Source organism: Pseudomonas sp. Irchel 3E19 (assembly GCF_900187585.1).
Lineage (GTDB): Bacteria > Pseudomonadota > Gammaproteobacteria > Pseudomonadales > Pseudomonadaceae > Aquipseudomonas > Aquipseudomonas baetica.
In genome coordinates, this window is sequence record NZ_FYDT01000063.1 from 1 (window position 1) to 12,625 (window position 12,625).

Genomic DNA, 12,625 nt, shown 5'->3' on the forward strand with positions numbered 1-12,625 from the left:
GGATTTGCTGGCGGCCAACCAAGCGTTGATGACGGTCTACTTGATGAAAGCTGAACTCAAAACACTCTGGACGCCAAGTACCGCCTGGGGCTGGAGATCAGCCTGGAAGCAATGGCTGCGCCACGCTTATGAAAGCGCGATACCGGCTCTGATCCTGTTCGCCAACGGCTAAAGGGTTACTGGCGGGGAATCGTCAGCCGGGTTCGCTGGCCGATGCACACGGGGCAGTTGGAAGGCATAAACAATCGAATAAAGGTTATCAAGCGGATGGCGTACGGTTACCGGGATAGCGAATTCTTTTTCATGAAAATCAAGAGCGTCTTTCCCGGTAATCCGTGAAGAACCATAAAAACCGCCAGCAATGGCGAATGGCGGGTTTTTTATGGGCTGACCGAAGACCAATCTTTTGTCTGCAGCGCTGATGTCGAGACTGCCCGAGCATACCCACTCATTCTAATGCTTCATGAATAGTTGGCTTACAAGGCCACTTTTATGGCGTGCAAAGGTAGTTGGACTGTCATTTCTGACAGTCGCGCGGGGTGGCCGCTCACGCTAAGGTCGGGGCTGTAGACAGCTGCTCAACCCATATCTAATTAAGAAGAGTGAAAGGAATGAACACGTCCTCTGATACTCAGCGCCGCCCCGGTGAACTTGATCCGGCATTCGGGGAGGGAGGGCGCTTCGCTCTGCCTCATAGCACTGGATCGATCAGGTCAATTGTTGCTGATGATAGGGGGGGATACATTCTGGCAGCTTGGGAAGCACGAGAATGTTCCCTGTACCGTATGTTTTCCGACGGGACGCAGGATATGCAATTTGGCCAAAATGGAGTCAGTAGGTGGGCTTTCGTGCCGGGCGTCGATTCATTGCCAATTCATTTGTTGCTGCAGCCGGACGGTAAGATTTTATTGATTGGTAAAGTCGGTAATGACCCTTTCAAGCGTCAAACAGCGTTCACCCGGTTTAATCGAAGTGGCAGTCCCGACCTGGTTTTCGGTAACAGATTAATTCCGACTGTGGATATTTCCACGCCATCAGCCTGCTTGCAGGCCGATGGAAAGATATTGTTATTGGTTGTTCCGAACGATGGCGGTGCTGAAGAAACCTTGCTCTACCGATTTCTGTCGGATGGTGATTTAGATCATGAGTTTGGGGGGCAGGGATTTTTAACAATTCGTTTCAACAACCAGCAGTCGAAAGGCATTACGGTATTAAGTACCGATGACGGGAAGATTCTGGTAGGGGGGACTCAACGATCCGAGTCGGGTGAAATCACCCACGTAGTAATCCGATTATTTATCGATGGAAGTCTTGATTCATCATTTGGACTATCCGGCTCTTGGGAATCGGAAAGTGATAGGGGTATGGGAAAGGTAATCATCGACGAGGAAAGCATTGTTTGTGTGGGTTACGAGTATCTAGACAGCAGGATGTTGGCATGTATATCTAAACTGACACGTGATGGCATTTACGCTTCGGACTTCAATAATGGTAAAACTCTAGCTGTGCGTATTCCGGCAGATACTCCCGACTGGTATGTGACGTGTCGATCAGTCGCTGTTCAACCAGATAAAAGCATCGTAGTCGGTGGTGATGCAGGAGATGACGTAAGTGCTTACTGGCTGCGTGTTTTACCGAACGGCATCCTTGATCCCACCTTCGGAAGTAATGGAATTGCAGGCATTGACCAAACCAGTGCTCTCTTTGACATCATCGTGCAACCGAGTGAGCAGCGCATTCTGGCTGCCGTTGATTTGGATAATCCACGCAAGCCGTTTGTATTCGGTATCCAGCTCTGAACATGATTTCACTGCTGATGCCCAGCGCTAGGTTGGAGCAGGAAGGCGCCGCTTGGGCGGGAGGGGCTTCAGGGACACTGATATGGCTCGTAAGGGTATGCGGACTGTCATTTATGACAGGTGTTTTGCGGGGGCAGATCATGTGACAGTCATTTGTGCAAATTCAACTGACTGTCTCAATACTTCCAGGTCATCAGTGTGCGCACGGAAGTTGCGTACAGTCTTATCCAAAGGATGAATAAAATGACCAGTAAACAGGGCGCTTCTGCATTTGCCCCAGGGGAACTTGATCCGACATTTGGTGTAGATGGCGTTGTGCAGATTCCCAACGGTTCAGGATCCCTCAGGTGCATGATTGAAGATGAACAGGGGTCGATTGTTCATGGTCTCTGGGTTTCGAATGAGATCTGGCTGTACAGAATCCTTGCAGACGGCAGCGCTGATCTTCAGTTTGGAGAGGAGGGCGTCACCAAGTGGGGATTTGCGCCCGGAAGTTTGTCGGTTCCTGTTCAATTACTCCTCCAGGCTGATGGCAAATATGTGTTGATCGGGTCGCTTCGCAACTCCCTGAGTGACGAGCAGTCACGGGTTGCGGTTACACGGTTTAACAGCAATGGAACCCCAGATCTGGTGTTCGGCAATAAAATTCTACCGTTACCGGCTGAAGGCAATGTGTTTACTGAGTTTCCTTCGCATGGATGTTTACAAGGTGATGGGAAAATCCTCGTCGCAGCGCCTTATACACTGGTGGATCAACAACAGATTGTTTACCGAGGTACTAGGCTCCATCGCCTCTTGGCCAATGGTGAGAGTGATCTGGAGTTTGGTGGAGGGCGGGGCTTTATCGAAGTGCGCTTGAATGGGCAAGATACAACCATTGCAAGCGTGGTGATTGCCCGTGACGGGAAGATTCTGGTTGGGGGAACGCTTGATCGAATTCGGGATGGAGTGTCTGACAGGAAGCAATCGATTGCTCGTTTTACACCCATGGGGGCTCTTGATCAGGCATTCGGCTGCCATGGATATTGGGAGGAGGAAGGCTACAACTCGACTGGCCGGATCATTCTTGATGATCAGGAACGGATCATCGTCGTCGGGACTGAGTCGGCAGAAAACGGGAATTATTATGTGTGTATTTCCAGGCTGACGGTCGATGGCGAGTTTGATAAGGCGTTCAACAGCGGCAGCAGACTATCGGTGGATATTCCAGTGGACTTCCCTGGGTATTACGTCACGTGTTCTTCTGTGGCCTTGCAAGCAAGTGGAAAAATAATTGCCGCAGGCCACGCCGGCGCAAATACGCAGTCTTATTGGTTACGCGTACAAACGAGCGGGGTGCTTGATCCGGGGTTTGGAGTGCAGGGCGTTCGCGTGTATGAACCCTCCAAGCTTATGGGCGGTGTGTTGGTTCAGAGAAATACCCAGCGCATCGTTGCTGGAATAGATTCAGCGACTCATCCCATACCGGAAATTCTAGGGATTTTGAGTTAAAGGCCAAGTAGAGCCAAAGGATCATAGGTTTGTGGGTGTTGAAAAAAGAGCGCCAGAAGACAGATTGTGTGAAAATCTAGTGTGGTGTTTCAGATAGGCCAGTGAAAATTCGATCTGGTCTTTGTAGAAACCCACTCATCAAGCGTTGTGTATCGTTATGGGCCGACCAGCAACTGTTATTACTCTTTCTGAAACTGAAAATGCGGAACTGCTACGCCGCATCAAGCTCCGCAAAGGCGCCCATGACGCATGCCTGCGCGCAAAAATAATCCACGCCTGCGCCGCTGGCGAGTCCGGCAACGACATTGCTCAGCGCTTGGGCACCAGCAAGGATTTAGTATCACGATGGCGCCAGCGTTTCTCTAAATTGGGATTGCTGGGTTTGAACGATGAACCGCGCTCTGGTCGGCCACGGACCCTTTCAGATGAGCAAGTTCAGCAATTGGTAAATCAGGTATTGCAAAGTAAGCCTGACGATTCCAGCCACTGGAGTACGCGCAGCATGAGCGTTGGGGGCGTGATTTTTAGATGGCATTTCTGAAACACCACACTAGGCTTTATACGAAATCAGCAAGTCGCGGCGCGCGAAGCGCCCACGTCATCGGGCATGCCGACGATTCGCTCCACGCCGTTCACCGCCCGGATCTCGATATATTCCGGGCGTGGATCGTAAACCGCTACCTTGAAGCCGTTGAACAACGCCATGGTGGCCAAATACGGCACCGATCATCGACCCGACCGGACGCGGTTAAGAACCCCACGTTCGCACCACGGTGGCGATGCGTACGTGCTCTCCAGCCGCGAACCAGTCCCGCGCCGTGCGCAGGACCAGCCAGTCGATGCTTTCCATCACACGCTCCTCTAGCGCATCTGCAGAATGATCGGGCTGCTGCTGGCCGGATCGGTGTGTTCACGCAGCTTGCCAACCGCCTTCGCATCGACAGCGCTGGCGTGATTGCCCCAAGTGCTGCGCATGAAGGTCAGTACCTCAGCAATCTGCTGATCCGATAACTGCTCGCGGAATGCCGGCATGCGATAGGCGTCCGGTACACCGGCAGCCACGACACGCTGCGAACCATTGAGGGTGATGTTGATCGCCGAGGCGCTCTCCTTGGCCAGTGCCGAGGTGGCGCCCGCCAGTGGCGGCATCCATTCAGGTTGGCCCTTGCCGTCCAGACCGTGGCAAGAGGCACAGCTCGTCACGTAGGTATGAGCACCCGGCGAGTCCAGACGTTCCACTGCCGAAACTGCTTGATACTGCCATGGCTGCCCGTCGCGCTGACGGTCGCCAGGCAACGACTTCAGATAGTGGGCAATGGCCGTAAGATCGTCATCGCTCATGAACTGCGTGGAGTTGTTGAACGCCTCGGTCATCGAGCCGTAGACCACCGCGTGCCTGTTGCGCCCGGTCTTGAGGAACTGCACGATCTCCGGCTCGCTCCATCGACCCAGACCGGTGTTGTGGTCATCGCGCAAGCTGGGCGCGTACCAGCCATCGAGCAAGGCGCCAGCGAGGAACGGCGTGCCGGATTCATCCAGTGCCTTCTCGTTGAACGCCAAGCCGCGAGGCGTGTGGCAACTGCCGCAGTGCCCGGCGCCTTGCACGAGGTAAGCGCCGCGGTTCCAGCGTTCATCCTGAGATGGTTTCGCCACATAAGGCTCGGCGTCGACAAACACACCGTTCCACAGCGCAATCGGCCAACGCAGGTTCAGCGGAAAGGGAATGGCACTCGGGATGTTCGCCTGCTTGACCGGCGCCACGCCTTTCATGAAGAACGCATACAGCGCGCGCACGTCGTCGTCACTGAGCTTGGCGTAGGACGGGTAGGGCATTGCCGGGTACAAACGGCGACTGTCAGGTGCCACACCGTGGCGCACGGCACGGTCGAAGTCCTCTAGGCTGTAGTGGCCGATGCCGGTCTCTGCGTCCGGTGTGATATTGGTCGCATGGATCGCGCCCAGCGGTGTGGCCATTTCCAGGCCGCCGGCGAACGGCGCGCCACCTGGCACGCTGTGGCAAGCCACGCAATCGCTGAGCCTGGCGACGTATTCACCACGGGCGACCAGCGCCGGGTCGATGTCGGCCACGGCGATCTGATGGTTTTCAAGAGGCGAGACGGGCTCGCGGCTGACATACCAGGCCAGCAGGCCTGCCGCGACCAGACACGGCACTGCCAGCCAGCCAGCGGTTCTTGCGAATCGGCTGTTATTCATGGACGCTCCGGCGCGGATCAAGTGAAGGTGTGTCGGCTCATGGGCAGGCTGCGAACCCGTTGCCCCGTCAGCGTCGCCACCGCGTTGGCGACGGCGGGCGCGACGGCAGGCAACGGCGGTTCACCGATACCGCCCATTTTTTCCCCGCTCTCGACGACACGCACGTGTACCCTTGCCATCCGCGCTGGCGGCAGGATCGGATACAAGTCGTAATTGCGCGCCCGGGGTTTGCCATCAATCCACACGGACTCTTCCACCAGCGTCTGCGACAGCCCCAGCGCCACGGCGCCATTGACCTGAGCTTCGACAATCGCCGGATTGACGATGCTGCCCGGGTCAATTGCCTGCCAGATATCGTGCACCTTGACCTGCCCATTCTCGATGGACACTTCGGCGATCACCGCAGTCTCGGTACCGAACGGCGAAGCCATCGCCACGCCTCGCGCACGACGGGTGCCATCCTCGGCGGTAAACGGCCCGCGCTTCCAGCCTCCCGACAGTTCAGCCACCGCTTGCAGCAGTGTGGTCAGCCGCTGGTTGTCACGCAGCAAATGCAGGCGCAGTTCGAATGGGTCCTTGCCGCCCTTGTCGGCCAATTCGTCAAGGAACGATTCATAGAAGAAGTCATTGAGGGAATTACCCACCGAACGCCAGTAACCCAGCATGGCCGGGCCTTTGACGTAGATCTGCGCAATCCGCTTGTTGGCGATTGCATAGGACTTGCCCGACAGACCTTCAAGCGCCGTAGGATCGAGCTTTTCTCCCTGCTTGCCGGCGAGAGCCTCGGTCGGACCTTCAGTGGCACTGATCGCTTCGATTGCCAGCGGCCAGCCGTCGTCATCCAGCGCAGCCCGGAAATTCACCGCAGCAACGGGACGGAGCACGTCACGCAGGAATTCTTCCTCGCGACTCCAGATCAGTTTGACCGGGCGGCCAACCGCCTTGGACAGTTCGATCGCCTGAGGATAAGGACTGGCTGAGTCGTAGAGGAAATGCCGACCGAAGAACCCACCCAGCAGTGGCGAATGCAAGGTGATGCGAGACGGATCCAGCCCCGTGCGTTTGGCAATGTCGGCACGAAACATGTCCGGCGCCTGATTGGGCAGCCAGACTTCCAGCGAACCGTCCGGATTGAATCTGGCCAGTGCCGAAGGGGGTTCCAACTGCCCGTGGTTCAAGTATTGATTGTGATAGGTGGCGTCGATTCGAGTCTTGGCATCAGCCAGAGTCGAAGCAACGTTGCCTTCATTCTCGTCATCTCTGGCGGGGCCTTTTTCTTCAGCGAGTCGCTTGAACCAGTCGTCGCTGGAAAAGTCGGCAGGCATCGGCCGTACTTTGCTGTCGGCCGTTGGCTCCTGCCAATCGACCTGAATCGCTTCCACCGCACGTTTGGCGTGCCACCAGCGCTCGGCAATCACTGCCACGGCACCCGGCAGACGATGCACGGAATGCACGCCTTTCATCGCCTTGACCTGATCCTCGTTGCGCAGGTTGCCCACTGTCATACCCAGGCGCGGAGCATGCTGGACGGCGGCATGGAGCATGCCGTCGACTTTCAGATCGATGCTGTAGAGCGCCTTGCCCGTGGACTTGTCATAGGCATCGACGCGCTTGACCGGTTTGCCGATCCAGCGGAACTGGCTCGGATCACGCAGTTTTACCGACGCCGGATCGGGAACCGGCAGGTCCATCGCACGCTCGGCCAGCTCACCGTAAGCCAACGAGCGGCCAGACTTGGCGTGCACGACTTTGCCGGGCTCGGTGCTCAACTCGCTGACTGGCACGCCAAGTTGCTGCGCGCCCGCCTGCAACAGCATGGCGCGGGCGAGGGCGCCGAGGCGGCGCATCACCGGGTAACTCATGCGTACCGACATGCTGCCGCCGGTGATGCGCATGCCATTCTCCATGACCACATAGGCCTCACCGGGCGGGGCGGCTTCGACCAGGAAGGTCGACGGATCGGCATCCAGCTCTTCGCCGACGATTTGCGCCATCGCGGTGAACGTACCTTGGCCGCCTTCCATGAACGGGCACAGCAGACGCACGCGGTTGTCCGGGCGGATCTCGAGAAACGCCGGAACCTGCGTGCCGCGCTCGGTCGTTGCAGTCGCCGCCGCTGCAGCTTGCACGCGTGTCGAACCGAGCGGCAGGCCAAAGCCGAGGACCAGAGCGCCCACGGCGGTCCCGGTCAGAAAACGTCTGCGCGACACATTGACCGGATCGTGCAGATCAAGCGCAGAGACTTCCTGGGAAGGGTCGATACGAACGTTCATCAGGCGTCTCCCTTGCCGGCAAGCTCATGCACGGCAGCATGAATGGCGTTGTACGTGCCGCAGCGGCACAGATTGACCATCGCGGCCTCGATCTGCGCATCACTCGGTTTGGGGTTTTGTTTGAGCAGCGCGGTGGCGGCCATCACCTGCCCGGACTGGCAGTAGCCGCATTGGGCGACCTGCAGATCGACCCAGGTCGAGACCACTCGTTTGCCCACCTCATCGGTTTCGATGGCCTCGATGGTGGTGACCTCGCGGCCAACCACACCGGCCACCGGCGTGACGCACGAGCGCACGACATTGCCGTCCACCAGCACGGAGCAGGCGCCGCACTGCGCCAGGCCGCAGCCGTACTTGGTACCGGTCATGCCCAGATCATCGCGGATCACCCACAGCAAGGGGGTATCGGCGTCGGCATCGATCTGATAGGTCTTCTGGTTGATTCGTAGTTCCATGGTTCACCCGCTTGATCATCGGTTGACGTGCATTTTTATAAGCGGTGAAACGCTGCGAGGCGCATCACCGATAAAGCGTGTCTTTCGCTCAACTGGCCGCGTTGCCGAGCGTTTCTGCCTCGAATGGCTCTCCACGCAGCAGGGCAATGTCACGACTGGGCGCGGTCCCGAACAGGCGGGCATATTCGCGGCTGAACTGCGAGGGGCTTTCATATCCCACCGCAAACGCCGCCCGCGAAACGTCGAGGCGTTCTACCAACATCCGCCGACGCGCTTCGTTCAGCCGCAGCCATTTCTGGTACTGCAGCGGGCTCATGCCGGTGAGCTGGCGAAAATGATGGTGAAAGGTGGGCGCGCTCATTTGCACCCGCGCTGCGAGATCGTCGATGCGCAGTGCATCGGTGTAGTTGACCTTGAGCCAGTCGATGGCTTTGGCGATGCGGTAACCCTGGCCATCGACGGCCGTGATCTGGCGCAGGCGTGCGCCTTGATCGGTATAGAGCAGTCGATAGTGGATTTCCCGCAGGATCAGCGGCGCCAGCACCGGGATCGCCTCTGGTTCATCGAGCAATGCCAGCAGGCGATCGAGCGCGCCTTCCAGGGCGGACGACATATTGCCAATGCCTGCGCCTGACCCCGTGGAGGGTTGTCGCTTCTCTGGCAAGCCAACCTTGGTGATGACCTCGGCGAGCATGCTGACATCCAGTTTCAGCACCAGCCCGACACAGGGTTGTTCGGGACTGGCAAGCATCACTTCGGAATTGGCTGGCAGGTCCAGCGACGTGACCAGAAACCGCGAAGGGTCGTAGCTATAACCTTCACCACCGACCCACAAACGCTTTTCCCCGCGGCCCACCAGAATCAGGCTCGGTTCGATCATGCACACGACGGGGGGCGCCGGCTGATCGCGACGAAACAGCGACAGCCCGGGTATGGATGTGGCGAAGTCACCCGGTACGCTCACGCGCGGGTCAATGCTCAACGCCAAAGGTGATTCATGATGCCTGGGGGTGTCGATCATGGCGGGTCGCTCCTGTTGACCGAACTCTAATCCGCTGAACAGGCGTTTCCTATACGCCACCCCGCATCCTCAGAGGATTAGGCAAGCATTCAAGAGGAATGCACTAGGGCAGAGACGGATCGGCCGGGAGAATGTGTCTATCTGTTACAGGGGGCTGCCCATCCAGGCGGCAAACGGCTTGCACCCCTGCGCATCACACCCACACGTTTTTCGCATCACAGGTAGTTCTCATGACGTCTCCCTCTACAGATCCTTCTAAAAGAACAGGCGGCTGGAGCGCCGTGCTGGCCATGTCGTTGGCCGCCTTCGCCCTGGTCGCTTCAGAATTCATGCCCGTCAGCCTGCTGACGCCGATTGCGGCAGACCTGCACATCACCGAAGGCCAGGCCGGGCAGGGTATTTCGGTGTCCGGTGCCTTCGCATTGATCACAAGCCTGGTCATCGCATCGATCGCCGCTCGCGTCGAACGCAAGAAGTTGCTGCTGTGCCTGACCTTGCTGATGATCGTGTCAGGCACGGTCGTCGCGCTCGCGCCAAGCTATCCTTCATTCATGATCGGACGTGCTTTGATCGGCATAGCCATCGGCGGTTTCTGGTCATTGTCGGCGGCGACTGCAATGCGTTTGGTAAAGCCTGATCAAGTGTCCCGAGCGCTGGCCATCGTCAATGGCGGTAATGCGCTGGCCACGGTAATTGCCGCACCGGCGGGCGCGTTTCTTGGCTCGCTGATAGGCTGGCGCGGCGCGTTCTTTTGTGTGGTTCCTGTCGCCGTGCTTGCGGCCGTGTGGCTGTTGATCAGCCTGCCGTCCTTCAAGACCGAGCGCCCGGCAGGTAGCGGCAACGTCCTGCGGCTGATGAAGCAGTTGCCCGTCGCATTGGGAATGGTCGCCGTCAGCGTGTTCTTCATGGGGCAGTTCATGCTGTTTACTTACCTGCGCCCATTCCTTGAGGGGGTGACGGGCGTCAGTGTCTCGACGTTGTCTTTCATGCTGTTGGGGTTGGGACTTGCAGGGTTTATCGGCACCTTTGTGATCGAAAGATTCATGGGCAGTGGCCTGTACCGCACGCTGACGGTGATCCCGCTGATCATGGCCGGCATCGCACTGGCGCTAGTGAACTTCGGCGAGTCGCCGATGCTGACCGCTGTGCTGCTCGGACTCTGGGGATTGGTCGCGACTGCCGCTCCCGTCGGGTGGTGGACGTGGCTCGCGCAGACGCTGCCCGATGATGCTGAGGCCGGTGGTGGCTTGCTTGTGGCTATCGTCCAGTTGGCGATCGCCGGCGGCGCAATTATCGGCGGCCTGGCCTTTGATCTAAGCGGTTACAAAGCCACATTCGAGCTCAGCGCCGCCGTGTTGGTCGCCGCGTCTGCGCTAGCTTGGCTCGCGGGTCGCCATGCCACTGAAGTTCATCTTGTCGAGGCGAACGCGGCAGTTTGACGAGATCGGCGAGATCGACATGACCGCCATCATTCGTTCGCCTTTTCACTTCAAAGCGATCTGCGCTGGACGACTCAGGCGCTTGAGGCCTACCGTCTGATCGTGCCGCGCGATGTACCAGGAGAGGACTGGTCGAAACAGCTTTCCAGCCAGCCATTCATCCGTTATGACCGATCATCCTTCGGCGGCTCTCCACCCTAATCTCCAAAGGAACCCGCAATGCCCCCAGGAAAACGTGAACTGGCGCGAATCGAACGCCGATTGATAACCGCGCTCACCGAAGCGTGCGAAACAGCAAAATCTGAAATCAAAGGCTTTGCCTGGCTTACCCACACCGCCGACCTTAACGCGTTGGCTGAAACCCTGAAGGTAATCTGGGTATTCGAAACCCTGGCTGACAGAAAGCTTGCCCAGGCTGACGCTAAGGCGCGCATCTTTGAATTGACGTCCATTGCGTTGAATGAAGCCAACATTGACCTGGTCCCTTCAGACCACTGCGTGCGCTTCGACTCTGAGCAGGAGTGTCAGCGAACTCACGGTGGCGACTGGAAAAGCCGCCTGACTCAATCACGTGTGACCAACGGTGGCTGACAATGGCTAAAGAAATAGAGAATCCCTGCATCTCGATTTGCCAGCTCAGTGGTGATCTTTGCGTGAGCTGCGGCCGAAGCAAGGAAGACATCAGAAAGTGGAAACGCATGAAGCGTCCTGAAAAAATGGCCGCTGTGCAACGGGCGAATATGCGCTTGAAAGGGCTTAGGAAAGTACAGGCGTAGTCACTTGTTCTGGATGACCGAAATGGAATAAAGGGGGGTTAACGTCGGGAGCCCTGGAGGTACTCCATCAGCAATGAGATGAGAGATACCCGTACGGTTCAGCGAGAGGGCGCAAACGCATGCGTGAAAGAGCAGGTCAATCGGCGCCTGATCAGTGCAGATCACTGCGGCGATACAGACTTATGCCCAGAGCCAACATGGCGAGCATGCCGGCGCAACTGCGATTGATCCACGTCATCACACGGGCGGAAAAGCGGCGCATAGCATGACGCCCGCCGAATGCGTAGATCGCCATTATCATGCAGTCGATCACCGCGCTGGTCAGAGCCAGTACCAGGTATTGCTGGGCGACAGGCTCGCCGGGGCGAATGAACTGTGGCAAGAACGCCGAAAAGAAGAGCAAACCCTTAGGGTTCGACAGTCCGACCAACAGGGCGCGCAGGAAGGCGGCGCGACCACTGGCCGTCGTTGTACCAGGCGCGTGCTGCAGCGCTTGCGTCGGCGCCCGCCAGAGCACCCAGGCCAGATAAAGAAGATAGAGCGCACCCAACCATTTCACCAGGCTGAACAGCTGCTCAGAGGCCTGCAGCAATGCCCCCAGGCCACATCCGACCGCTGCGATCAGGATCAGGTCCGAGAGCGCCGCGCCAGCCATGCCGAACGCCGCCACGCGCATACCGTGCGAAGCACCGTTATTGAGCGCCAGCAACATGGATGGGCCGGGGACCATCATCACCGCGCTGACTGCGACGATATATACAAAGAGTGTCGAAATATCCATTGAGCAAACCCTCCATTTTGGGGCGATATTGCACAGCGCAGAAAAAATCGGCAAGCCCTTGGAAGCGCGAAGCTACTGACGCCGCGGTGTCATGGTTGTGAAAATGGGCCATGGCAGATAGGGGGTGAGGACCAGGTCCTTGCTGCAGGCATCTGAGCAACTGTTCCGCGTGGTGAATAGGTCAGTGCGCTCTATCTGGCCTGGGTGCGCTGGCGTGCGCTGACCCGCATGTTTGCGAAGCGGCATTCGAAAAGCCAGGCGTTGGTCGACAGCAATACTTCATCCAGGGTGTGGGCTGAAGTGTGGGCTGGTAAGTTTTTCAAAAGCCAGTACATAAGATGGCCGAGGCGATGGGATTCGAACTCATGGGCCGACA

General features: G+C 57.7%; 11 protein-coding genes and 3 pseudogenes. 8 read left to right on the forward strand and 6 right to left on the reverse strand.

Annotated elements, in window-relative coordinates:
- Positions 1-213: 213 nt before the first annotated feature.
- The 4 genes and pseudogenes from CKW18_RS31220 to CKW18_RS26340 form a co-directional block, all read left to right on the forward strand.
- Positions 214-339, forward strand: a complete 126-nt coding sequence (locus tag CKW18_RS31220; RefSeq protein ID WP_211263081.1) for a transposase — start codon at positions 214-216, stop codon at positions 337-339.
- A gap of 272 nt (positions 340-611) precedes the next feature.
- Positions 612-1,799: a hypothetical protein gene (locus CKW18_RS26330; RefSeq protein ID WP_095191457.1), complete on the forward strand. Its 1,188-nt coding sequence runs from the start codon at positions 612-614 to the stop codon at positions 1,797-1,799.
- A 243-nt stretch (positions 1,800-2,042) separates the two neighbouring features.
- The gene (locus CKW18_RS26335; RefSeq protein ID WP_170947327.1) at positions 2,043-3,290 is read left to right on the forward strand and encodes a hypothetical protein; all 1,248 of its coding nucleotides are present in this window, start codon (positions 2,043-2,045) and stop codon (positions 3,288-3,290) included.
- Between the two features lie 157 nt (positions 3,291-3,447).
- Positions 3,448-3,798: pseudogene (locus CKW18_RS26340) on the forward strand (helix-turn-helix domain-containing protein); the annotation flags it as partial.
- 86 nt (positions 3,799-3,884) lie between these two features.
- On the opposite strand, the pseudogene CKW18_RS31225 reads toward CKW18_RS26340, so the two are convergent.
- The 5 genes and pseudogenes from CKW18_RS31225 to CKW18_RS26365 form a co-directional block, all read right to left on the reverse strand.
- A pseudogene (locus CKW18_RS31225) lies at positions 3,885-4,007 on the reverse strand (XdhC family protein); the annotation flags it as partial.
- Positions 4,008-4,151: 144 nt separating this feature from the next.
- Positions 4,152-5,504 carry a cytochrome c gene (locus tag CKW18_RS26350; protein ID WP_095191459.1) on the reverse strand — a complete coding sequence of 451 codons (1,353 nt, stop codon included), beginning with the start codon at positions 5,502-5,504 and terminating at the stop codon, positions 4,152-4,154.
- A 17-nt stretch (positions 5,505-5,521) separates the two neighbouring features.
- The gene (locus CKW18_RS26355) at positions 5,522-7,777 is read right to left on the reverse strand and encodes a molybdopterin cofactor-binding domain-containing protein (RefSeq protein ID WP_095191460.1); all 2,256 of its coding nucleotides are present in this window, start codon (positions 7,775-7,777) and stop codon (positions 5,522-5,524) included.
- Positions 7,777-8,232 (reverse strand): (2Fe-2S)-binding protein, encoded by a 456-nt coding sequence (locus tag CKW18_RS26360; RefSeq protein WP_095191461.1) that lies wholly within the window; start codon positions 8,230-8,232, stop codon positions 7,777-7,779. The genes CKW18_RS26355 and CKW18_RS26360 overlap by 1 nt, the downstream gene beginning before the upstream one ends.
- A gap of 88 nt (positions 8,233-8,320) precedes the next feature.
- Positions 8,321-9,253 carry an AraC family transcriptional regulator gene (locus tag CKW18_RS26365; RefSeq protein WP_095191462.1) on the reverse strand — a complete coding sequence of 311 codons (933 nt, stop codon included), beginning with the start codon at positions 9,251-9,253 and terminating at the stop codon, positions 8,321-8,323.
- Positions 9,254-9,483: 230 nt separating this feature from the next.
- Here CKW18_RS26365 and CKW18_RS26370 point away from each other — a divergent pair, with 230 nt between their 5' ends.
- The 4 genes and pseudogenes from CKW18_RS26370 (at position 9,484) to CKW18_RS26385 (ending at position 11,468) form a co-directional block, all read left to right on the forward strand.
- Entirely contained in the window at positions 9,484-10,692 is a 1,209-nt protein-coding gene (locus CKW18_RS26370; RefSeq protein ID WP_095191463.1) for an MFS transporter, read from the forward strand.
- Between the two features lies 1 nt (position 10,693).
- Positions 10,694-10,881 (forward strand): annotated as a pseudogene (locus CKW18_RS31230) (LysR family transcriptional regulator); the annotation flags it as partial.
- Between the two features lie 30 nt (positions 10,882-10,911).
- On the forward strand, positions 10,912-11,283 hold the full coding sequence (locus CKW18_RS26380; RefSeq protein WP_095191464.1) for a hypothetical protein: 372 nt from the start codon (positions 10,912-10,914) through the stop codon (positions 11,281-11,283).
- Between the two features lie 2 nt (positions 11,284-11,285).
- The gene (locus tag CKW18_RS26385) at positions 11,286-11,468 is read left to right on the forward strand and encodes a DUF1289 domain-containing protein (protein ID WP_095191465.1); all 183 of its coding nucleotides are present in this window, start codon (positions 11,286-11,288) and stop codon (positions 11,466-11,468) included.
- A 151-nt stretch (positions 11,469-11,619) separates the two neighbouring features.
- On the opposite strand, the gene CKW18_RS26390 is transcribed toward CKW18_RS26385, so the two are convergent.
- Positions 11,620-12,249, reverse strand: a complete 630-nt coding sequence (locus tag CKW18_RS26390; RefSeq protein ID WP_095191466.1) for a LysE family translocator — start codon at positions 12,247-12,249, stop codon at positions 11,620-11,622.
- Between the last annotated feature and the right edge of the window lie 376 nt (positions 12,250-12,625).